Source organism: Pseudomonas sp. AM4(2022), from assembly GCF_036346515.1.
Taxonomy (GTDB): domain Bacteria; phylum Pseudomonadota; class Gammaproteobacteria; order Pseudomonadales; family Pseudomonadaceae; genus Aquipseudomonas; species Aquipseudomonas paracarnis.
In genome coordinates this window covers 82,732-104,295 of the sequence record NZ_JAOTNW010000021.1, presented here as the reverse complement: position 1 = coordinate 104,295, position 21,564 = coordinate 82,732, and the positions used below count along the sequence as shown (strand labels likewise).

The following is a 21,564-nucleotide window of genomic DNA, read 5'->3' as shown; positions in this document are numbered from 1 at the left end:
TTTATTGGTGCAAAGGAAGCGGGCAGGACATTGGAGCCACAATTGAGGGCGTGCAACAGCGAAGAGTCTCTGCGCAAGATTCTTGGGGCCACTGATAGGGCCAAGCTTGAGAAATGGATGTCGAGAGAGAAAACGGAAGCAGCACTTCTCATCGCCAAATCCAAGGAGACGGTCACACCGCCACCATATATGGCTGCGGCTGCGGCGTTCATTCATGGCTAAAAACTACCTGACCCTGGCAGTTGCGGGTGCTCGCAAGACTCAAGGCCTGGTGGAGCATTGCAAAGCATTAGCAGCCGATCGCAAAGTTCTGCTCATCACCTTCGCCCAGGCCAATCAGATCGAGTTGCGCGAGCGCGTAAGGCGGTATGCCGGAGACCGACCCGGCTTGGAAGTCTCTGGCTGGTTCAGCTTTTTGCTGCGTCATTTCGTCAAACCCTTCGTCCCATTCGCATTCCCCGGCAAGCGCTGCAGGGGCTTCAATTTCGAAGGTGATCCAGGACGATATGCCAGCGGTGAGAATCGATTTTTCGATTCGTCGGACAGTGTGTATGCGAAGGAATTAGCACGCTTGGCCCACCAACTGATTGGCCAAAGCGGCGGGGCCTTGATTCAACGCCTCGAATGCCTTTACGACGAAATACTCATCGACGAGGTTCAGGATCTTTCAGGTTACGACTGGGACATCCTGGAGGCGCTGTTCGGCACACGCATTGAGATACGGCTCGTCGGGGACGTCCGGCAGGCAGTCTTGTCCACCAATCCTCGTGGTCAAATGAAGAAGGCCTTTGCCTACTCGAAATCCATTGCATGGTTCAAAAAACAGCAGAAAGCAGGCCGCCTGGAAATCAACTACAGCTCTATCACGTGGAGGTGCTGCCAGACAATAGCTACCTTTTCCGACACCATCTTCGAGGCAATCTGGGAGTTTCCGGAAACGACCTCACAGAATCACTCGATCACACCCCACGACGGCGTTTTCCTCGTGAAGAAGACTCACGTCCGTCAGTACGTTGAGACATTCCAACCCCAGTGCCTGCGCAACAGCATTCGCTCGGGGACGGAGTTCGACCTCAACTACATGAACTTTGGGGTATCCAAAGGGCAAACCTTCAACCGCGTGCTGATTTATCCAACCGAACCTATCGGCAAGTTCATCAGCAAAGGGGAGTATCTCTTGCCCCTATCCGCAGCCGATTTTTATGTAGCGGTCACACGGGCCGAGCAAAGTGTGGCGATTGTCTTGGATAAGCCAGGGGCCTCACAGATCCCCTATTGGCATCCAACTGTCGCCGCTGAGTAATTGCATGGACTTGACCACCCATTTGAATTCGACTTGACCAGTCGTTTGCGTCGGATTTGACCAGCCCGCTGGCCGACCCTGATCGGCCAAAAGCAGCCGCTCGACGACTTAATGGCGAAATGCTAACTTCAGGCTAATGTTTGGCTGTCTCCTCTGTTTCGGGCGCTCCGTCGAGCGACACTGGCCCAGGTTAGATATGCAAGCAATTGCAATCGACGCATAGCATTTGTCGGCCGGCGTCGCGATCTAGCAACCATAAGGAGGCAGTAATGTCCAGCTGGTATGACATTAAAATTCAAGGATTCGAAGTATTTAGCAACTCTAGTCAGTGTTTCTCGGAGTGGTATTTCCAAAAATCCGATCGTATAACTAGGGAAGGGAATGAAGCTAACATTGGTACTAAGCGGTATTTATATGTGACCGACGCAGCGACGGCCCGTCGTCGACTAGCGCTCCAAGGGTGCGACAGACGTCTCCTAGAATCGGAGTATGAGCGAGCCATTATAGATATTGAGAAAGAATTTGAATTTGCAACAGAATACTACCCGGACGACGTAGCCACTCTTCGCAACGCAATTACCGGAATGACGTTAGACGACTGGTTATCCAAATTAAAAGTCATCGTAAATGAGGAGCTAGATCGACGCGCTCTACATGATAACTATCAGCACACGGATGCGGCAATAAACTATTTGACTAGTGTTGGCAAATGGAACAGCGATAATCGATATACTTCTTTCCCTTGCATTACTCCCGACTGCTACACGCTCGCAGTGTTAGAAGTTACTCCTGACGACGCCGAAGTGATAATGGACTGCACAGACTGCGTCAAGGCAGGATCTATAGCTGCGTTCGATACGTATATCGAGTACCTTCAGCCGCGCACATACCTTTATGAAATTTTTAAAACTTCGATACATGAAATAGAAAACATTGTGCACACGGTCGAAGTAAATAATACACTTGCAAAGCTTCTGTTTGCAGGTGTTATCACCGCGCTTGAAACATATCTATCAGACACAATGAGAAAATTAATATTTAATAATCAAGCAGTAATCCGAAGGTATGTTGAATTTGAAGATTCGTTTCAGAAAAAAATCAAGATTAGTGAGATATACCTGACGCTTGAAAAGCTTGAAAAAGATGTGTCGGCATTACTCGACAAGACCAGCTTTCACAACATCGAAGAAACATCAAAACTATATCAAAACGTTTTGATTGTAAACTTCCCTAGAGAAGAAACACTAGAACTAAAGAAAGCTGTTGAGATCCGGCACGATATCGTCCACAGAAATGGCAAAACTTTTAAAGGCGAGTATCGCAATATAACAGAGCAAAACGTTATTGCTCTTATATCGTCGATTGTTTCATTCCTGGAAAAAATTGACGATCAAATCCGAAACAACTTGCTTTTCTACGAAAATGATAATGAAAGCGACTGGAGCCCAAACCCGAGATTCCAAATTATTGTGATGTGACTGCTTTTAGCTTCGCAGCAATCACCCACGTAAGGGCCACAGTCACTGAACCCAAGGCCATGAATCGGCCCTATACGCTCTTCATCCAGGCACTTGCGCACTGCTGCCCGAAGCACCGTCTCGTCACCCATGGAGTTCGCGGACATGATGCCAGACTTCAGCGAAGCGGGTGTATCGATCAAACAGCTGCGATCGAAATCGGACAAAGGGACTGCCACAACTGATGACGACCAGCACCGCCGTGACCCAATGCGCGACTAGTCGCGTCACCGGGATAAACTCAAAGCCCCAGGTCTGCCGCAAAACGCTGGTCGCGGATTGAAGCAGGGGCATGCCCATCGATGATCAGCTTCTGCTGCAGATGGCGTACGAGATGCCAAGCCAGAGGTTCGCGGATCTCCAAGCAACCTTGGATCTGATGGAAACTATTGGAGCGCTGTGTAACAAGGGCCTCTCGAAGCGCTATAAAGCCATCAACGCCGATGACCGACCTGTGAACACGGATAGGATTATTCAGCCCAGGACGACGCTCGTAGACGCTTAAAAGCGATCGAAGGATTACAGGGAGATCATCCCCATAGGCTTCGCAGGCAAGAGACCAGAGCTGACCATCAGACAGTGGGGTCATAGAATCCGATGTCGGGCTCGCATTATCCATAAATTGGCAACATAGCCCCAAGCGCGGCCAGAATTCAGATGCACCCTGTAAACCAATTTTTTAACGTGTTAACCGCCGAGGTTTACAGATCAAAAATTTAGTTTACAGATCCGAATTTTCGAAGCGCGCAGTAGGTCGCCAAGTGCGAATTGTGATCGCCTACGACCTCGCCCAGCAGGTACATTGGCCATGTCGATCGTTTCTGCCTCTAAGCCATACCAGTCACCGGTTTCAGTCAGAAATGCATCGCTGCGGCGAGTGTAGTTAGATTCCGAGTGCCGAACGACGGCTATTCAACGAGAGATCATTCACGATGGCTGTAAAGGGTTTGAAAATTCGTACGGCAGTAATCACCGACGCAGAAGCCATCCAGCGCATTTATGCTCCCATTGTTCTAAATACAGCGATCTCATTCGAAGAGACCCCGCCAAGCGTTGAGGAAATTGCTCAGCGGATAGCGACGACACTTCAGACATATCCCTACCTAGTGGCTGAAGAGGATGGCGAGATCAAGGGCTACGCCTACGCAAGCCAGCACAGGGCTCGTCCGGCCTACCGATGGGCTGTTGACGTGACGGTGTACATAGCAGAGTCAGCTCGCCGTCAGGGTGTTGGCCGTGAACTCTATGAGACCTTGCTTCCGATTCTTGATAAGCAGAGATTTCGCGCAGCGTACGCCGGAATTGCGCAGCCCAATGAAGGAAGTGTGGGCCTGCATGAGTCGCTGGGGTTCGTCCAAATCGGCACATATCCGGAGGTAGGCTTCAAGCTTGGAAAATGGCACGACGTCGGCTACTGGCGGCTCGGGCTGTGTCCGGCAACTCCTCCACTGGAGCCTATTCTCTTTCCTGAGCTTGAAGTCGCATCACAGTAGGCACACTCGATTTGCGTCGCGAGACATCAGGGTTCGCTAGTGAGATAGCTTTGGACTTGGTTGACTACATCCCGAGCGGTGCGGGTTACTCCGATCAATGTCGCAGAGGCGAGCCCTGTCCAATCGCCGTAACCCACCAGCCACAAATTGGGTGACGCAACACTTCGATTTTCGTCCACAGCCACTTTACCGTCCAGGCCTACAACGCCCAGGCTGCTCAGGTGGTCGAGCGCGGGAGAAAATCCCGTGCACCAGATGACAACGTCCACCTTTGTTTCGTCTCCTGATGACCACACAACGCCTGTCGAAGTGAAGTGCGTGAATGGCCGTACTGCGCTCAATACACCGCGTTCACGAGCGTCTTTCACCGATGACACCATTACGATGTCGCCCAACCCTCCAGCGGGCTGCTCAGGCTCCACACCATCCTGTTGCGCCTTCAATCGAGCAGTAGCTCGTTCGAACAGGACGCGCCCATCAACCTCATCAGGTAGAAACTTTGGGACTTCTTGAGTTACCCAGGTTGCCTGAGCCACTTTGGAAACCTCGGCGTAAATCTGGGCTCCCGAGTTGCCACCACCGACGACAAGGACAGTTTTCCCCTCAAACTCATCCGGCCCAACGTAATGAGCGGAATGAAGCTGCTGCCCTAAAAACAACTCCTGTCCGGGATAGCTTGGGATAAATGGGCGGCTCCAGGTGCCTGTTGCACTGATAACCGCTTTGGCCTCCCAGGCTCTTCCCTCGGCGACAACCCGTAATCCGTCTTCGATTTTCTCGACACGGTTTACCCGCGTGGATCGGATGATGGGAAAGTCATATCGGCGTTCGTACTGAGTTAGATAGTCGACAACATCGTCCCGCCCAGGAGTCCCCTCGGATACTGCTGGCATGGGCCAGCCGGCAATAGAGCTCCAAGCAGACGGCGAGAATAGTCGGAGAGAATCCCACCCATGCCGCCAGGCCCCTCCCGGTGCTGACTCGGCGTCGAGTAATACATAGGAAAGGCCTGTACGCCTCAAGAAATAGGCTACGGTGAGCGCGGATTGGCCACCGCCAATGACCACTACATCAAATTTCGAGTTTTGATTCACCAGCGTCCCCCCAGGCCCATCTGCTTTACATCGGTTTAAACCCTGCGGCCATTCTCATCAATGACGACTTGTCCGTCTTCTTTGACGAAGCTGCCGCGCTGCTCTTGCGGCAGAAGGTCGAGGACTGCCTCTGACGGTCGACACAAGCGTGTACCCAAAGGCGTCACGACGATGGGGCGATTGATCAGGATAGGGTGAGCCATCATGGCATCGATGAGCTGTTCGTTCGTCAGCGATGCATCGCCCAATCCCAGCTCTTCGTACGGAGTGCCTTTGATACGCAAAAGAGCGCGCACCTCGATACCCATATCCTTGATCAATCTGACAAGCGTGGGGCGGTCAGGTGGGCTCTGTAGGTACTCGATAACAGTCGGCTCTTCTCCGCTGTTGCGGATCAGCTCCAAGGTGTTGCGAGAGGTGCCACATTGCGGGTTGTGATAGATCGTGATCTGGCTCATACAGTTTCCTCGCACTGACGTTAGATGGAGCGCTGGTTGACGCGTTTGGAAAGCTCTTCGGCGGACTCTTTACGCTCGGAGTACCGATCAACCAAGTAGTCCTGGCGACCCCGCAACAGCAGCGTGAACTTCATCAGCTCTTCCATCACGTCCACGAGTCGGTCGTAGTACGAGGACGGCTTCATACGACCTGCCTCGTCGAACTCGGTAAACGCCTTGGCCACCGAAGATTGGTTTGGGATGGTGAACATCCGCATCCATCGGCCCAGTACGCGCAGCTGATTGACCACGTTGAAAGATTGCGAGCCACCGCAGACCTGCATTACTGCAAGGGTCTTTCCTTGCGTAGGTCGAACTGCACCAATCGCAAGCGGAACCCAGTCGATCTGGGCCTTGAATACTGCGCTCATGGAGCCGTGCCGTTCAGGCGAACACCACACCTGTCCTTCAGACCATTGCATGAGTTCGCGCAATTCCGCCACTTTGGGATGGGTATCCGGAGCATCGTCCGGCAGCGGCAAACCCGAGGGATCGAAGATTTTGGTTTCGGCGCCAAACTCCTCCAACAAGCGGGCTGCTTCCTGAGTCACCAACCGGCTGAATGAGCGCTCTCGCGTTGATCCATACAGTAGAAGAATGCGCGGTCTATGGAGCGAAGGCGTACGCGGCTCCAGTTGTTCCAACGAAGGAATGTCGATCAGGTCGGCGTGGACGTTCGGCAATGTGTCTTGCATATAAACTCCTACAGCGGCGCCTGGTTGGGTGCCGCCTCGGTTGATCTTTAAAGCGAACCGATGCGGTTCAGTTCAGCTTTCAACTGGTCAGTGCTGATGGTCTTCAGTGGCAGCGCAAGAAATGCGCTCACGCGCTCGTGAATTTTGGCTAATGTGGTTTCAAACGCAGCGGTGATCTCGGCTTCCGACCCGCTAGCCTCAGACGGGTCGGCCAGCCCCCAATGCGCCTTCAAAGCTGGCCCGAAGAAGATTGGGCATGCCTCACCTGCAGCCCGGTCACAGACAGTGATCACGATGTCTGGCGGCGAGCCTTCAAAAGCGTCCGAAGCCTTGCTGCTTAAGCCCGCAGTAGAGATACCCGCCGCCTCCAGTGTCTGCAGTGCCCTTTGATTCACCCGGCCACTGGGAAAGCTTCCTGAACTGACAGCTTCTACGCCCTCGGGCGCCAAGTGGTTGAAAAGCGCCTCGGACAGAATGCTGCGGCAGCTGTTGTGGGTGCACATGAACAAGACTTTCATCAGAAGATTCCTTGATTCAGAAACTGAGGCGCAATGCCAGGGCAGACAAGGTGGCGACGAGGATAGGCAAGGTCAGCACGATCCCAGTCTTGAAGTAGTAACCCCAACTGATCTTGATGTCCTTCTTGGCCAGCACATGCAGCCACAGCAGCGTGGCCAGACTGCCAATTGGAGTGATCTTCGGGCCTAGATCGCAGCCAATGATGTTGGCGTACACCATTGCTTGCTGTACGACGCCATCAACTTCGGCGGCATGGATGGATAAGGCACCAACCAGAACCGTGGGCATGTTGTTCATGATCGAAGACAGCAATGCTGTTAGCAGCCCTGTACCCAGGGACGCGCCCCAAACGCCATAACCGGCGAACACGTTCAGGATCTGCGCGATGTGGTCGGTCAGGCCGGCGTTCTTCAGGCCATAGACGACCAGGTACATACCCAAAGAAAAAATCACTACTTGCCATGGGGCCTCTTTGAGCACCTTGCTTGTGTTGATGGCGTGACCACGAGCCGCGATGACATAGAGAATGAACGCACAGACCGCTGCAATGGCGCTGATTGGCACCCCCAACGGCTCAATGACAAAGAAGCCGATCAGGAGTAGTGCCAGCACCCACCAGCCGGCTACAAACGTGGCCCGGTCGTGGATTACCTCGTCCGGATTGTTCAGTTGGTTGAGGTCATAGGTCTTTGGTAAATCTTTGCGGAAAAACCACAGCAGCATGGCTAATGTCGCTGCCACGCTGACGATGTTTACCGGCACCATGATCGAAGCATATTCGTTGAAGCCGATATCGAAGTAGTCGGCAGAAACGATGTTGACCAGGTTGGAAACCACCAGCGGTAAGCTCGCCGTGTCGGCGATAAAACCGGCTGCCATGACGAATGCCAAAGTAGCCGCAGGAGAAAAACGCAACGCCAGCAACATCGCGATCACAATGGGTGTGAGGATCAATGCTGCTCCGTCATTGGCGAACAGGGCCGACACCGCTGCGCCAAGCAGGACGATAAATGCGAACAGCTTGCGGGTGCTTCCGCCTCCCCATCGGGCCACATGCAGCGCAGCCCATTTAAAAAAGCCTGCCTCATCAAGCAGCAAACTGATGATGATGACCGCGATGAAAGTTCCGGTAGCATTCCAGACGATGCGCCAGACCTCGGGTATGTCTGCAAGAGTAACGACGCCTGCCAGCAACGCCACGATGGCACCCAACGTGGCACTCCAACCAACTCCGAGCCCTTTGGGCTGCCAGATGACGAGCACGATGGTGGCGATAAATATCAATACGGCAATCAGCATTTCGTTAATCCGGTTGGGCGTGAATCAGCTGCACACGGCCTGGTTGATCGGACGGTCGTTCATACCGCACAGGCGTTTAGTCTCGGTTTCCAGCCATTGCTGATTGGCGTCTACGACTTCTTTCAAAACCGCAGTTACCCACGCAGGCAAATCGGGGTTCAGGCGGTAGTACACCCACTGACCTTGCCGGCGATCCATCAACAAACCAGCAGAACGCAGCAGGGCCAAATGACGAGAAATCTTCGGCTGGTTCAGGTCGAGTGCCGCCGTCAGCTCGCAGACACACAGCTCGCCTTCGCTCACGACAAGCAGGGAAATTTTGGCTCGGGTGTCATCCGCCAAGCACTTGAATAACGTGGTGGGGTTCATGGGTTCTGTCATAGATCCTCCAGGTGTTTGGTCTTGACCAAAACGAAGAGCTTGATGCGCTCGTGGATGTCGTGGAGCGTGTGGCGAAATGCACCGGGATCATCGTTCGTTACTGGGTCAGGAAAGTCCCAGGCAATGACTTCACCTGCACTGGGCATTGGTAGGCACTCGCTGGCGGATTTATCGCAAAGAGTGATTACGTAATCGAATCGATCAGCTTGAAACTCGCTGATGGACTTGCTTCGCAGGCCCGTCGCATCGACTCCAACTGCCTCCAACGCCTGAATCGTGCGCGGATCAACCTCAGAGGGTTGGGATCCTCCGCTGAAGGCCTCGAAGCGCGGGTCGGTGTGACGCAGCAAAGCCTCTGCAAGCTGGGAGCGGGCTGAGTTGGCAACGCACACGAAAAGCACTTTGATAGCAGGGGTCATGACTAGACTCGATGCATATGGAAAATCGAATATACGCTTTGGCAGATATTCGGTAAAGCGAATATGATGACTACGGCTTCGGCTTGGGCCGTAACAGTCCATGCAAAGCAGCACAAAGGAGATGGAAGGATGGAGTGGGAGATGATGATCCAGGCAACGGAAATAGCCGGTGGGCAATGGCAGCGCTTTCGCGATGCACTGAAATCTGCTGACCTTCCATCAGACGATATTGATCTTCCGGGCCGAACCTTTTTTGAGTTCACGCTGGACAGTAAGACGGTCGCATGGGGAGGATTCGAAACGCATGGTACGGACGGGTTGCTGCGTTCCCTGGTCGTGGAGCCGGCATGCAGATCGAAAGGGGTTGGAGCTGAAATGCTTCGAGTCATTGAAGCGATAGCCGCCGGGCAGGGAATCGCTCGATTTCATTTGCTGACAACAACAGCACCAAGATTTTTTGAGCAGCAGGGCTACGCGCTACACCAGCGAGGCTCTGCGCCGCCTCTGATCTCACAGACGGAGCAGTTCAGGGGGCTTTGCCCTGGCTCGGCTTGCTACATGTGTAAGGCGTTACCATTCGTCAATGGCTGATAGTCTGCCCAACGATAGCCTGAGAGGCCAGATCGGAAAAATGTGGCAGTGAGGCTCGGCGCACAAGACCACGAATCGCACAGCTTCTGGTATGGCGCCCCCACTCGATAGAACGCAACGACAGGCTAGATGGGATTAGGCTCGTATGCCGTGGTCAAGTCGCATAAGCTCACATCCTTGTAGAATTGTTTGAGTTAATTGCTTCTCCATCGAGATGTTTTATGAGCGCTGATTTAACTGAAGAAGAAATGCGTCGTGCCTTGTTTGGTGAGGTTCCGCCTGAAGTGCAGATTTCTGCTCCTCCAGTTCTGGAGTCAGTGCCAAAGGTTGTGTTCACAAAACCGGTGGTTGCTCCAGCAGCCAAGAAGAAAGCGGCCAAATCGTTCACGCCCAGGCTGAGGGTCACGCTACGAGTGGGAAACGAATTTGAGGGGGAAGTGCACGAGTTGATTCACGAGGCCGATATCTTGAGCTCTCTACTTGCCGAACATGATGCAGTGAAGGCGGCTAGGAAAAAGTACAAGTACGTGGACGTGGTTTCGGTCAAACCGATGTAGTCGCTCCCGAGCTCGCTAATCAGTCAGGGCATTTATGAGTGCCCTCAGCGCTGCGGGTAGATTACTTGTTTGGACTGTCACATCCATCCCGATAGCGCTGAGTATCCTGTGGATGACCTTTTACTACTCATCCCCGTCGAGAGGCTGTCGCCGGACTTGACTGTAGCCCGGCTTGAGGTTGGTCGGGGTATGTAGTTCGACAACCCGCTAATCAGTAGCCAAAAGTTTTTTAACTTCGGCAATGATGGAGTCAATGTTGAATGGCTTCTCCAACACAGCATCAAACAGATCCGATCTCTGCATACCGATGTGTGCCTGAGCACCGCTCATCAGGATGATCGGCAATTGACTAGCCGAAGGCAAAGCTCGAACGGCAGTGGCGAATTCCAGGCCGTCCATGACCGGCATCATAAAGTCGGTAATGATCAAAGCAGGCCGCTCTCTATCGAGCACTTCAAGCCCTTTCTGACCGTTGCTGGCCGTCACCACCATGAACCCCTCATCCTCCAGCGCGAAACTGAGAATATCAGCGATCAAATACTCGTCGTCGACGACCAAGATGGTGGTCATGTTAAATTCAACCCGCACGAAGGCTTAAGATTTTGAACCGGGCAATGTCTCAGTCGGGACTGAAGGTTCATGTCTTGAGGCCTTTTTCAGGAAAACATCTTGATCACGGATGACGACCTCAAAACGCGTAGGGTCGTAAGAGCTGTCTCGTACTTTAAGAATGGAAAGCGTCCTGCTTAGTTCAGAGTGATTCTCAGAGAACCGCATCAGAACCAAATTGTCGACGATGCTGGAGAGGTCAGAGTTCGGTGCGCTGACCTCTGAGCCAAACAGATCGCGCATTTCCCAGGATGCAAATACCGTAACGCCTCTGGATCGTAGTTCGTTCATCAGAGCACTGAAGAAGTCAGTAATCCGCGCTGGATTTGTCGTGACTCGCGTCATGCCGCTCAGGCTATCGATGAATAGACGTTTGATGCCCTTTTCTTCAACGATGCTCAGCAGTCGGGCGCCAAGCCCATCTAGGAGACCCTCTGTGGTGGGCTGCCAGGCAATGCTCAACGCGCCGCTATCTTCCATGCCTTTGATATCGATACCCAGTGATTGGCCTTTGAGCCGCAGCCGTTGTGGGCTTTCGTAGAAACCAAAATGAAGGCCCGGCGCTTCCACAGTCGACTCGGCCAGGAACTTAAAGCCCAGAGTCGTCTTTCCGATCCCAGAAGGGCCTATGACCAGAGATACACTGGAGCTGTGCAGACCTCCGCCTAATATGTCGTCCAGTGATTTGATGCCACTGGCGATACGCGTCATGTCAGCGCTGTCGGGAGAAGACGGGTGGCTGTAGAGACTTTCGAGTCGCGGGTAAACCACCAAGCCCTTGTCGGTAATTTCACACTCGTGAAGACCGGTCATGGCTCCGCTGCCGCGAGTTTTGCGCAGCTGAATTCGACGCACTGAGCGAGTGCCATATAGCTCTTCGCCCATCTCTATGACGCCATCAACCATGGTGTGCTCAGGACTGCCGTCGTCAAGGCGGGAGCTGGTAAGAAACAGCACCGTGCAACCAGCAAAAGCGGCATGCCCTTGCAGTTCAGAAATGAATTTCTTGGTGTCGATGTGTGAATCAGCTTTTGAGCGCGCATTGAGCAAACCGTCTACCACCATCACTGTGGCTTTCTGACGGCTTATCTCGCGTCGAAGCAGTTTCACAACTTCATCCAAACCTTCGTTTTCCAGCGTGTCAAACGCGCTGACAAACTGAATTTCGGCGCCTACTTTGGAAGAGTCGAAAAAGCTCAGCGTAGAAAGGAACTGAAAGAGACGGTCATGCGATTCGGCCAGCAGCGTGGCGACCAGAACCCGGCCTCCATTGCTCGCATGATGGAACCCAAGCTGGTTCGCTAGGATCGTTTTTCCAGACCCTGGGCGCCCTTGGATTATGTATGAAGAGCCTGCTACCAGTCCGCCCTTGAGCAGAGCGTCGAGCCCTTCGATTCCACTTTCGAGGCGTTTTAGCTTTTCCACAATGCGACCCTGATCTGAAAACAGGCTGTTTAAGCCGAGTGGACGGAATGCTAACGCCATTTTCGTTCTAGAGCCATTGGGCCTAGAGCATGGTTGGCTAAGAAAGTTATCCGTCCGAACCAAGGCAGTCTTTTACTCAAACTTCATCCAGTTAACTCTCTTGTGAAATCAACCTTGCTAGCAGATGACCCTCTGATCTTGCAGTGATTCAAATGCAGCAGCCGGCTGCGTGCATTTACCTCAAACATGCCTGATGCGTACCACGTGCCTGGATTGCTTAGAACCGCTTGAAGCATTGCTGGTCGCTGCTATAGGATGAAGAAAGGAGATGGCATTCCTCCTTTAACCGCCTTCGTGCTGATGATGCCTACGTGAACCCTGGACAGGGTGCGTAGGTGCGTCTCCCTGTCCCCCATTTTAGGACAGGCTATGATCTTACCCTCCGACTTTCCTTTTTCTTTCGGCGCGAGCCGCTTGCCAGTTAGTCCACTCAGGTCTGATGAGGTGGGCTCGCCATGCTGAAGTCATTAATGGTCATCGCCGTTGGCGCTTCACTTGGAGCCTGGTTGCGCTGGATATTGGGCATGAAACTGAATGCTCTGTTTCCTACGATTCCTCCAGGTACTGTGGTCGCGAACATGGTTGGGGGCTACATCATCGGCCTGGCCATCGCCTTCTTGGCCGCTTCTCCTACCCTCAGTCCAGAGTGGCGTCTCCTGATCATCACGGGTTTCTGTGGTGGGCTTACCACCTTCTCTACATTTTCAGCCGAAACGGTTGCCTTGATTCAGGAGGGCAGACTGGTCTGGGCGCTTGGCTCAATTTCGTTGCACGTTGCAGGCTCGTTAGCGATGACCGCTGCCGGGCTTCTGTCCTACCAAATGATTGGTACTCGCTGAGGAGATAGAAATGAAAGGCTATATGGTCGTTTTCTTCACCCAACAAAACCGTCGTTATCAGGGAAAGATGCTAGGCGGGGCTGGGTAGATGACTTGGCCAGACGCATACAGAGCAACGACAGGCTAAATGGGATTAGGCTCGTATGCCGTGATCAAGCCGCATAAGTTCGTCATGGATAATTGTGAATCCCATAGGTGTGTACAGCACCCAGCAGGGTGCCTGACGGCCTGTACCTACCACAGATCTTACAAGCCATCGCTGCGCCTTCTTTCGGCTTCCAAACACTTCAAACGCGATTGAGAAGACCTGCTCGTAACGCGCCCGACAGCAACGATGTCTAGCACTCCAGCAGCCGATTGGGGAGCGAACGCATTGCCCGACAATCTTAAGCGCATTCATGCTTTACCCTCTTGTGATACTGGTCTGGTCGCCCCTCGTACACTGTGCAGGGGCATCCCGGCCCCTGTACAACGGCTTCAACACTTCAGCGATTGTGCCGGACAGCCATGATCTGCACGCATGCGGTCTAGACACACTCATTGTCCTGGCTTGGCTGTTGATTGAAGTCATAGTGGTGTGCATCGGAGCGACCCTGATACACATCCGGGGCTACCAGCGCGCTTTCAAACCTCGTTCTAGGCATAAGCCTCCCCACCCACTGACCGTTCGTACGCATGGACAGGGCCACCTCGTGGCGCGGCCCTTTAGCTCAGACGCAACGCTTACCATCGAATTGAGGATCTGCTAGCAGCTACGTATCACTCAGCACTGATTGTGCAAAATGGGAAAGATTGGAAGCCCCGCCTCCATTCCTGCGCAACAGGTAACCCTTGATACCGACCAGGGCAGGCCCATCCCGATCACACCTTTCTGAGTCGCCAATCATGACGATCCGTCTCTTACCACTGAGCTCATTTTCTGGCCGGACATTAAGCAGATCGCAGGTGTGCTGGTAGATGCCGGCTTGCGGTTTCATAACACCAATGCGATAGCTGAAACCATAGGCCCCAAGGTGCGGGAAAATCCTTTCCACTACGGGGCCGTAGGCCATTGCCAGATTTGAACATACGGCCAGTCTCACCCCTGCAGCTTGCAGTAGCCCAACGGCCTCAACCGCGTCTGGATAAGGCTGAATGCTTGCCAGCTCTTCCTCCAAGCATTGATCAAGAAATGCGAGTTGGGTGGGCGAGATCTTGATACCAAAGGCCAGCGCAGCCTCGCTTAGAGAAAGGCAACGGGTCATGATCGTTCGAATGTCATCAGCGCGAGGCAAGCGGCCTTGGCGTCGCCCCTCTCGAAGCAACTGTCGAAACGGATGTGTCGGCTGCTGTATCTCTACCAGCGTTCCGAAGGCGTCAAAGATTACGGCACAGGTCTTCATCTGAGTTTCCTTCGCTGGTCACCGTCAGCGAGACAGCCAGCCACTCTAACGATAATCAAGTTCAACAACCAAAAAACCAAGCTACCGAAGAGTAACGCCAAATTTTGAAAATTCATCCACCAGCGTTTTTCGACCCAGCATTTTCGGAAGCTTGAAGACGTTCCTGTACCCATACCACAAAAACATAGGAATAATGACAAGCCCAACTCCAAAGGTTGCCGTTGCAGCAATAATCCCAGCTGGAACCGCTGCTAGCGAAATAACCACACCCTTTACCAAAGTCGACCTTGCAATAATTCGCAGATCATCCAAGTCGCACTCAACTTTCCCACCAGCCTTCTCAAAAGCGACAACAATTATCGATTTCTTTGAGGCATGCTTATAGTACCAAGTTCGCGGAACATCAGTCGCCAAAGCACCATGTTTCACAAGGTACTTCAGCATCACAACCTCTTTGAAATAGAGAGTAGCGCCGTGCTCATCTTCATATCTAACACGTCGATAGAGAGCGTCTAGATCACCGCTCCCTTGAGCATCATAGTTCTTAACAGTCAATGTCAGTTTCTTTAACTCGGACATGCTTCTTCCCTTAAACACACATTAACTATTAATGGATTAGATGACGGTGGGGCCTAATTAAGTAGGCTGAGACAGCGGCCTCGACAACGCGGGGGCACTCAAGCGGCGGCAGGCAATCGGCTGACCATGACGTAATGATCGTTGCCTGACACTGTCCGCAATAACGCCATGCCTTCGACCTCCGCTATCACCTCACTAGGGGGTGTGACAATTGTCATCCCATCAACCAGTTGCCCTGAAAGATCGCCATACACATACGCAACGAAACGATCGCCAACTTCAGCTGCATCTACCAAGTACGCGTCCACTAGCGCACCCCAATCATGGGCCTGCGCAATCGCCAACTTAGCTGACACCAGACTGGGCAGTCGTATTACGCCCTCAACCATCCAGCCCTGGGAATTCAGACAACTCATGGATTCTCCATCACGTTCGAATTTGAAACCTACTCACTTACTGAAAAAGCTAAACGACGGCAGCCCAATCAGTCTTCATACACTGACAACTAGGTCTGGCCGAAAGCCAGTTTCTTCGGTGGGATAACCACGAGGATTACTCACAAACCGGACGCCATTAACAACCTCATCCACAGCTTCGTGGGTATGGCCAAAGATCCATAGATCGATCTTGAAATCCATCAGGCCATCCCAATTGTTTCCATAGGCTGCTCGCAAGTGAGGATCGGCTCCTTGGTCACTCACGAACTTCATAAGGGGCGGATGGTGAGTCACAACTACACGCTTACCGTTGAATGGCAGCGACAGCTGAGCCTCTAACCACTCCTTCGTCTCTCGATTTCTCGCGATCAGGTCATCAGGGCGCAAACGCCGATACTGTTCACCAACACGGATAGCGCGAAAGTCATTCAATGAGTCACGAGCACACCAAGAAGCAGCTACTGGGTCTCCGGTTGCGGCCAGGCTTGTCCAAGCCGTAGCACAGAGAAACTGCACATCGCCGTACTCTAAAACCTGATTTTCCAAGACGTGGACGTGCTCCTCAGCAGCGTCAAGCAGCTTGCTGTGGGTTCGATCTATATTGCCGCTGTAGTGCTCATGATTGCCCATGGCATATACGACAGGGGTGCTGAAGGTCAGGCTGGCCCATCTGGCCCCCCTGGACTTCACGTGGATGTCGCCGGCTAATACGACCACGTCACAGTCCACCACAGGGGGGACGAAATCGGCGAACTCACAATGTAAATCAGACAGTATGTGAAGCTTCATCCCTAGCCTGCTGACGTCGACTTTCTAATAAATTGATCACTCCCTGGCCGGTCGCCCGGACGCGGCGAGGCTGTCATCTGTAGGCCCACGATAAACGATGAGCGCCATTATTGCCAGCTTTCGATATTTATCGACGCATGGCGCTGTGGCCCTATTCTTCGTTTTGAGCGCTCAGCATGCAGAACGAGATAGCAGCAATAGTCCGAGCTCTGCGCGACCTTAGAGGATCGGCCCAGGAGGAGCTCGCCGAGATCAGTTCCCAAGCCAATCTGTCGCGATTGGAGCAAGGGAAAACGCAGGTCTCTTTGGTCAAGCTGAGCAAGATCGCGCTGGCCCTAGATTTCGACCTCGTGGCTCTGGTCGCACTGTGTCAGGCCCTCCAAGATGGGTCATCACCTATCGATGTCATGGCGAAGGCTTCGCAGGATTTGGAGGGCTTCATAGCCCTGGGAGGCTTGCAGGGCCTGAAGAAGCACTGGGACGCTGGTGAAGGGCTGGTAAAGCGCACGCGAGGCAAACCCAGCAGTCCAGACCGAATCCGAGCTGTGCTAGAGCTCAAGGCCAGTGGCATGTCGAAGGCGGAGGTGAGTCGAGCGCTGGGTTTGCCTGAAGCGACTGTCAGGCGTTACTGGCTCAAAGAACTGCCTGGCTAGAAAGGGAGTTGTGGGGTACCCATGCCCATTCGATGCCGCACAACCCTACATAGCCAATGCCTCAGCCTCCAATAGAGCTCAAGGCGATATTGAAAGTCAGCTCGTGCTTGTCAGCATCTAAGGCCCGGATGGTGAAGGCGCGCCCAACCTGGTGATGTGTTTTGGACGGCAGGAACACTTTGACCCACTGTGCCGGGAGGAGAGGCCTGAGGCCGAAGAGCCCATCCCCGCTCACCACCACCCTGCGCATCAAGGGCGTCGGCGCACTGATCGACTTGACCTTTATGGGAATGGATGGGCTGCTCGTCAGCGGCAAAATTTTCATTGTGACCTACCACCAGGACACGCTGAACGAAACAGCCGAGGACTTCAGAACACGCGGTATCTGGTTCAGGAAGAACAGGGCCAGGCTGGCCGGGCGTTGCGCCGCAATGGTTGCCATCGTGCCGTCGGAAGACCAGCGCCAGGCCTTTGCCGTAGACATGGAGAAGCAATCGCGTGGTTTGGGGGTGCGCTAGTGTGCGCTGGAGAGTTTCGATGCAGCCTGGGCGGCGACAGCCCGTTTTGTCTAGGATGTCGCCGACAAGCCCGGCACTCTCGCTCGCCTTCCGGAGAAGAACGTGGCCTTTAATTGATGGCCGGGGAGTATGTGTAGGAGATGCCGTTAAACTTGAAAAGGTCGTACGGGCGGATGTTATTGTGGTAGTCGGCCACCATATGCTTCAACTCTTCCCGCCCATCGAGGAATACAAAGTTCGTGGAGCCCTCATCGGGCTTGCGCCGGACTTCAAGATCGCGCAACGCCTCGCCATTGTCTTTGAAGGTGAGCTCGCTCGACCACCCGTTACCGTCCGCATCGCTTTGTGCCGTTATTATGAAGAGCAGGCGAGTGAAGGTGTCGCCCAGCTTCGCAAGAATAGTTGATGCTTCAACACACCAACCTTGGTGCATGTCCCCATCTCGGAAAATCACGGCGTACCGCTCACCCGAGATGAGCTGAACGCTAGCCTGAGGCGGCTCACCCCAAACGCCTCCCCGGAAGACGGCGATGTCTTCTGTAATCAGGTTCCACCCTTTTGCAACTTTCTCGAATTCGAAAATGCTCACGTGCGGGGCACATGCGTGGTAGTCATGCCCTTCCGTCTTCGTGTAAAACAAAACGACCATCCCTTCCCCACGATTGCTGTAAGGCAAGGAATACTGATCAATGACGTTGTGCTCCAGCGGCAATTCCAGGTCAGGATCGTAGCCATTCCAATCCGCCGCGTTCAGATGCTGCATGCACAGCTCAATCGCCCGCTGGCGATTCCAACGCCCTGGAATGTCACACTCTGGCTCAGAGTTAGGCGGCGTCGACTCTACTGGCGGGTGATTATGGTAGGTGGTGTTGTAGCTGACGTTGACGTTGCCCGTGTTATTCGCCACTACCGGGCTTTGATTGCCAGAAGTCGAGTGAGACGCAGCCTCTTCACGTGCTCCCGTCGCCTCACTACCGGCTTTGGCCCCAGCCCTCTTGACGAATTTCTTCACTCCCAGCAGAGCTCCGCCTAGCGCGAGCACGCCGCTCGTAATACCAGCAATATTGTCCCAATCTGGCAGGCTTCCTATCTCAAACATCGCGTGCTTCCCATAGCTGTAATCGGTGGGGAGGAAACACGACATGACCTAGCGTCAGCCGGGGTGACCCAAGTGCCCTCATCGGAGCTGCATATATAGCATTGACGCGCCTAGTTCAACCTTTTCGCCGCATCTGCTACTGGATCGGCAGCGAAGCGGTCAGCCGCCAATAAGGCTGGGGATTACTTGAACACTCATGACCTTCGGGGCTTGGCTTTAGCTGTCGCTTCTGCGATTAAAGGATTGTCGGGCCAAAAGTGCTTTGGATATCTACCTTTGAGGTCTTTCTTGACTTCCACATAGGTACTCCGCCAGAAGTTGGCAAGATCTTGGGTGACCTGTACAGGCCTCCGAGCCGGCGACAACAAATGCAGTGTCAGGGCCTGTTTCCCCCGAGCAATCCGAGGCGTTTCGGTCAGCCCGAACAACTCCTGTAGTCGCACAGCAAGGATTGGCGGGTACTCTGAATAATCAATGCGGATGTTCGAACCAGAAGGTACTTGAATCGTCTGCGGCGCTTGAACCTCTAAATCCTGTGGGAGCGGCCAAGGCAGAAGGTTTCTAACTATCGAAGACAGATCCAGCTGGCTGAACTGGCTGAGCCTCGTGATTTTTCTCAGATACGGCGTGAGCCACTCCTCCAGCGTGTCCAGGAGGTTGTTATCGCTTAGATCAGGCCACTTGGTTTCTGCCTGCCCATTTTGAAGATCGAGCTGACGCAGCAGATCGACCCGCGCTTGCCACTGCCGCAGCTCAGGGTTCCAAGGCAGGAGCTCAATGCCTTTCCGCCTCACCAGGTTGACCAAGGCAAGCGAACGGGTTTGCTCATCAAGATTTAGCAGAGGTGTTGTGGACAGCACCAACTGACCCACCTTCAACTGCCGCTCAGCCTTGAGTACTCCTTCCCTCTCGTCCCAGTCGACCTCATCGACAGACCTCACAAGGTAAGCCAGCTCGTCATCGAACAGGGCCGGATCAAGGTCACTTGCCAGGTAGATTCGCTCCTCACGCTGCCCTTGCCGGCTACCCAGGTCGGCCACTACCAGCCACTCGTGCTTGGTGAGAGCATCAGGCTCTGAGAACACGGCAGCCCGCCCGTTGGAGAGACGGTACTCGGATGCACTTGCACGCCTCTGGAGGCCAATTCGGTCAGGGTACGCGAACGCCAGTAGGCATCCCACCCATCGCGGGTGATCGAGCTCGCAAACCGGGATGGAGGCCTTCCCACGCAGGTGGGATCGGTACTGCCGAGCAGAATGCTTCACTCTCTGGAATGAGCCACCACCTCGACGTAAGTGCTGCTCGCCAGACAAAGCACTCAGCCTGGTGTGAAGGTCGGCACCTGCTCCACGCAGGATGTCCTTCTCACCAAGCAGCGCTGCGATATTGCACGCAAGGTCATCCAGCCCCATCGCGCTGCCTTTGATGAGCATGTGAGCGATCCGTGGATGCGCTGAGAACTCACTCATGGCCGAACCATGCGGTGTTATCTGACCAGCATCGTCGAGTGCGCCCAGGCGCTTCAGCAGATCTCTGGCTTGCCCAAAAGGGGCGGATGGAGGTTGATCTAGCCAAGTCATATCTTCCGGCTTCATTCCCCACCGGGCCAGCTGGAGTGCTAGGGCTGCGAGATCTGCCTGCAGGATCTCAGGGGTGCTGTAGCCCGCCATTTGCTCGTGCTGCGACTCCGACCAGAGGCGATAGCAAACACCTGGCTCCAAACGCCCCGCCCTCCCCGCTCGCTGAGTAGCGCTGGCCTTCGAAATACGCTGCGTGTCGAGTCGGGTCATCCCGCTGCGAGGATCAAACTTCGGCACTCGCTCAAGACCACTGTCCACAACCACCCTGACGCCTTCGATGGTCAAGCTGGTCTCAGCGATGTTGGTGGCCAGTACAATCTTTCGAGAGCCCTTCGGTGCGGGGTCTATGGCAGCTCGCTGCGCGTTCAGATCGAGGTCACCGTACAGCGGGCATACGATCACCTCGCAACGGCTGCTCAACTGCTCTTTGAGGGTCTCTGCCACCCGCCGAATTTCTGCTTGCCCAGGAAGAAAAACCAGAACGCTTCCGGACTGTTCGTTGATGGCGGCCAAGCAGGTGTCCGTGACTCGTGCATCGATTCGCTCGCCCGGCTGATAGGGGCTACCCCAAACCTTCGAGACCGGATACATCCGCCCTTCGCTGGTGACCACAGGCGCATCATTCAGCACCTTTGAAAGGCGAGCGCCTTCCAGGGTGGCGGACATCAGGAGCAGTTTCAGCGGAGACTCATCGCGCAGCAATTCGCGGCCACTCAGGCATAGAGCCAGTGCAAGGTCTGAGTCGAGGTTACGCAGGTGGTACTCATCGAAGATGACTATACCCACACCATCCAAGGCAGGATCATCTTGTAGCCGGCGAGCAAGGATCCCCTCCGTGACGACCTCGATCTTGGTGCGCGGGCCCACCCTACTCTCTAGGCGAATCCGATACCCAACCGTCTCACCTACTTTCTCACCCAGCTCGTTCGCCATACGCTCGGCTGCAGCTCGCGCAGCAAGCCGGCGAGGCTCAAGCATGATGATGGTTTGACCCTGAAGCCAAGGCTCATCTAACAAGGCGAGCGGTACGCGGGTGGTTTTACCCGCGCCGGGTGGTGCCTGGAGCACCACTTCATCACGCTCGCTCAGAGCTTTCAGAAGGGCCGGCAAAGCGGAATTGATTGGCAACGAACTCATGTGTACTCCTGCAACATGAGCGGCAGTATACGCTCACTCAGTTGCAGGATCGCAGGCCGACTAAGTCAGCTGAGAAACTGTGGTGAAGCTAC

The 21,564-nt window shown here is 54.0% G+C and carries 26 protein-coding genes, 2 pseudogenes and 1 riboswitch; of the genes and pseudogenes, 10 read left to right on the top strand and 18 right to left on the bottom strand.

Annotated elements, in window-relative coordinates; all coding sequences use genetic code 11:
* From ODQ19_RS23320 to ODQ19_RS23310, 3 genes and pseudogenes are all read left to right on the top strand, one after another.
* Positions 1-222: pseudogene (locus ODQ19_RS23320) on the top strand (ATP-dependent nuclease); the annotation flags it as partial.
* A complete protein-coding gene (locus ODQ19_RS23315; RefSeq protein ID WP_330211324.1) occupies positions 215-1,303 on the top strand; it encodes a UvrD-helicase domain-containing protein in 1,089 nt (362 codons plus the stop codon). The pseudogene ODQ19_RS23320 and the gene ODQ19_RS23315, both read left to right, overlap by 8 nt.
* A gap of 269 nt (positions 1,304-1,572) precedes the next feature.
* Positions 1,573-2,781, top strand: coding sequence for a HEPN/Toprim-associated domain-containing protein (locus ODQ19_RS23310; protein WP_330211323.1), 1,209 nt, complete (start codon positions 1,573-1,575; stop codon positions 2,779-2,781).
* A gap of 280 nt (positions 2,782-3,061) precedes the next feature.
* Here ODQ19_RS23310 and ODQ19_RS23305 read toward each other — a convergent pair whose 3' ends face one another.
* On the bottom strand, positions 3,062-3,409 hold the full coding sequence (locus tag ODQ19_RS23305) for a hypothetical protein (RefSeq protein ID WP_200645846.1): 348 nt from the start codon (positions 3,407-3,409) through the stop codon (positions 3,062-3,064).
* 343 nt (positions 3,410-3,752) lie between these two features.
* Between ODQ19_RS23305 and ODQ19_RS23300 the strand changes: the two genes are divergently transcribed.
* On the top strand, positions 3,753-4,313 hold the full coding sequence (locus tag ODQ19_RS23300) for an arsinothricin resistance N-acetyltransferase ArsN1 family B (protein ID WP_060548105.1): 561 nt from the start codon (positions 3,753-3,755) through the stop codon (positions 4,311-4,313).
* A 26-nt stretch (positions 4,314-4,339) separates the two neighbouring features.
* Here the strand turns inward: ODQ19_RS23300 and ODQ19_RS23295 are convergent, their stop codons facing one another.
* Genes ODQ19_RS23295 through ODQ19_RS23265 form a run of 7 tightly spaced genes read right to left on the bottom strand, consistent with a single transcriptional unit; the run spans position 4,340 to position 9,217 of the window.
* Entirely contained in the window at positions 4,340-5,410 is a 1,071-nt protein-coding gene (locus ODQ19_RS23295) for an ArsO family NAD(P)H-dependent flavin-containing monooxygenase (RefSeq protein ID WP_236383504.1), read from the bottom strand.
* A 32-nt stretch (positions 5,411-5,442) separates the two neighbouring features.
* Positions 5,443-5,865, bottom strand: coding sequence for an arsenate reductase (glutaredoxin) (gene arsC, locus ODQ19_RS23290; protein WP_236531232.1), 423 nt, complete (start codon positions 5,863-5,865; stop codon positions 5,443-5,445).
* A gap of 20 nt (positions 5,866-5,885) precedes the next feature.
* Positions 5,886-6,599, bottom strand: a complete 714-nt coding sequence (gene arsH / locus ODQ19_RS23285; protein WP_060548102.1) for an arsenical resistance protein ArsH — start codon at positions 6,597-6,599, stop codon at positions 5,886-5,888.
* Between the two features lie 47 nt (positions 6,600-6,646).
* Positions 6,647-7,117, bottom strand: coding sequence for an arsenate reductase ArsC (locus ODQ19_RS23280; protein ID WP_033902850.1), 471 nt, complete (start codon positions 7,115-7,117; stop codon positions 6,647-6,649).
* A 16-nt stretch (positions 7,118-7,133) separates the two neighbouring features.
* Positions 7,134-8,417, bottom strand: a complete 1,284-nt coding sequence (locus ODQ19_RS23275; RefSeq protein WP_060548101.1) for an arsenic transporter — start codon at positions 8,415-8,417, stop codon at positions 7,134-7,136.
* Between the two features lie 24 nt (positions 8,418-8,441).
* On the bottom strand, positions 8,442-8,798 hold the full coding sequence (locus ODQ19_RS23270; RefSeq protein WP_032856860.1) for a metalloregulator ArsR/SmtB family transcription factor: 357 nt from the start codon (positions 8,796-8,798) through the stop codon (positions 8,442-8,444).
* Positions 8,795-9,217, bottom strand: a complete 423-nt coding sequence (locus ODQ19_RS23265; RefSeq protein ID WP_033902852.1) for an arsenate reductase ArsC — start codon at positions 9,215-9,217, stop codon at positions 8,795-8,797. The genes ODQ19_RS23270 and ODQ19_RS23265 overlap by 4 nt, the downstream gene beginning before the upstream one ends.
* 129 nt (positions 9,218-9,346) lie before the next feature.
* Here ODQ19_RS23265 and arsN2 point away from each other — a divergent pair, with 129 nt between their 5' ends.
* Together arsN2 and ODQ19_RS23255 are read left to right on the top strand one after the other, a co-directional pair.
* A complete protein-coding gene (arsN2, locus tag ODQ19_RS23260) occupies positions 9,347-9,808 on the top strand; it encodes an arsenic resistance N-acetyltransferase ArsN2 (RefSeq protein WP_060548100.1) in 462 nt (153 codons plus the stop codon).
* A gap of 221 nt (positions 9,809-10,029) precedes the next feature.
* The gene (locus ODQ19_RS23255) at positions 10,030-10,365 is read left to right on the top strand and encodes a hypothetical protein (RefSeq protein WP_060548099.1); all 336 of its coding nucleotides are present in this window, start codon (positions 10,030-10,032) and stop codon (positions 10,363-10,365) included.
* A gap of 207 nt (positions 10,366-10,572) precedes the next feature.
* Here the strand turns inward: ODQ19_RS23255 and ODQ19_RS23250 are convergent, their stop codons facing one another.
* Together ODQ19_RS23250 and ODQ19_RS23245 are read right to left on the bottom strand one after the other, a co-directional pair.
* A complete protein-coding gene (locus tag ODQ19_RS23250) occupies positions 10,573-10,935 on the bottom strand; it encodes a response regulator (RefSeq protein WP_060548098.1) in 363 nt (120 codons plus the stop codon).
* A gap of 24 nt (positions 10,936-10,959) precedes the next feature.
* Positions 10,960-12,402: an ATPase domain-containing protein gene (locus ODQ19_RS23245; protein WP_330211325.1), complete on the bottom strand. Its 1,443-nt coding sequence runs from the start codon at positions 12,400-12,402 to the stop codon at positions 10,960-10,962.
* Positions 12,403-12,714: 312 nt separating this feature from the next.
* Positions 12,715-12,776, top strand: a riboswitch (Fluoride riboswitch).
* Between the two features lie 138 nt (positions 12,777-12,914).
* On the opposite strand from ODQ19_RS23245, the gene crcB reads away from it, so the two are divergent.
* A complete protein-coding gene (crcB, locus tag ODQ19_RS23240; RefSeq protein ID WP_017337059.1) occupies positions 12,915-13,298 on the top strand; it encodes a fluoride efflux transporter CrcB in 384 nt (127 codons plus the stop codon).
* Between the two features lie 10 nt (positions 13,299-13,308).
* Positions 13,309-13,406, top strand: a pseudogene (locus ODQ19_RS28255) (DUF190 domain-containing protein); the annotation flags it as partial.
* 25 nt (positions 13,407-13,431) lie between these two features.
* Here the strand turns inward: ODQ19_RS28255 and ODQ19_RS28250 are convergent.
* From ODQ19_RS28250 to ODQ19_RS23220, 5 genes are all read right to left on the bottom strand, one after another.
* Positions 13,432-13,698 carry an antitoxin Xre/MbcA/ParS toxin-binding domain-containing protein gene (locus tag ODQ19_RS28250; RefSeq protein ID WP_082630272.1) on the bottom strand — a complete coding sequence of 89 codons (267 nt, stop codon included), beginning with the start codon at positions 13,696-13,698 and terminating at the stop codon, positions 13,432-13,434.
* Between the two features lie 352 nt (positions 13,699-14,050).
* The gene (locus ODQ19_RS23235; protein ID WP_060548096.1) at positions 14,051-14,680 is read right to left on the bottom strand and encodes an HAD family hydrolase; all 630 of its coding nucleotides are present in this window, start codon (positions 14,678-14,680) and stop codon (positions 14,051-14,053) included.
* Positions 14,681-14,761: 81 nt separating this feature from the next.
* A complete protein-coding gene (locus ODQ19_RS23230; protein ID WP_060548095.1) occupies positions 14,762-15,259 on the bottom strand; it encodes a hypothetical protein in 498 nt (165 codons plus the stop codon).
* Positions 15,260-15,357: 98 nt separating this feature from the next.
* On the bottom strand, positions 15,358-15,675 hold the full coding sequence (locus ODQ19_RS23225) for a hypothetical protein (protein WP_060548094.1): 318 nt from the start codon (positions 15,673-15,675) through the stop codon (positions 15,358-15,360).
* Between the two features lie 75 nt (positions 15,676-15,750).
* Positions 15,751-16,485, bottom strand: coding sequence for a metallophosphoesterase (locus tag ODQ19_RS23220; protein WP_288855092.1), 735 nt, complete (start codon positions 16,483-16,485; stop codon positions 15,751-15,753).
* A 176-nt stretch (positions 16,486-16,661) separates the two neighbouring features.
* Between ODQ19_RS23220 and ODQ19_RS23215 the strand changes: the two genes are divergently transcribed.
* Positions 16,662-17,138 (top strand): helix-turn-helix domain-containing protein, encoded by a 477-nt coding sequence (locus ODQ19_RS23215; protein ID WP_330211322.1) that lies wholly within the window; start codon positions 16,662-16,664, stop codon positions 17,136-17,138.
* A 61-nt stretch (positions 17,139-17,199) separates the two neighbouring features.
* Here ODQ19_RS23215 and ODQ19_RS28245 read toward each other — a convergent pair whose 3' ends face one another.
* Positions 17,200-17,388 carry a hypothetical protein gene (locus ODQ19_RS28245; protein ID WP_369682540.1) on the bottom strand — a complete coding sequence of 63 codons (189 nt, stop codon included), beginning with the start codon at positions 17,386-17,388 and terminating at the stop codon, positions 17,200-17,202.
* Between ODQ19_RS28245 and ODQ19_RS23210 the strand changes: the two genes are divergently transcribed.
* Positions 17,318-17,656, top strand: coding sequence for a hypothetical protein (locus ODQ19_RS23210; protein WP_256348844.1), 339 nt, complete (start codon positions 17,318-17,320; stop codon positions 17,654-17,656). The two genes, ODQ19_RS28245 and ODQ19_RS23210, sit on opposite strands and share 71 nt — an antisense overlap.
* A 109-nt stretch (positions 17,657-17,765) precedes the next feature.
* Here ODQ19_RS23210 and ODQ19_RS23205 read toward each other — a convergent pair whose 3' ends face one another.
* Positions 17,766-18,755, bottom strand: coding sequence for a hypothetical protein (locus ODQ19_RS23205; RefSeq protein ID WP_330211321.1), 990 nt, complete (start codon positions 18,753-18,755; stop codon positions 17,766-17,768).
* Between the two features lie 194 nt (positions 18,756-18,949).
* Positions 18,950-21,472, bottom strand: coding sequence for an ATP-dependent helicase HrpB (gene hrpB / locus ODQ19_RS23200; protein ID WP_330211320.1), 2,523 nt, complete (start codon positions 21,470-21,472; stop codon positions 18,950-18,952).
* Between the last annotated feature and the right edge of the window lie 92 nt (positions 21,473-21,564).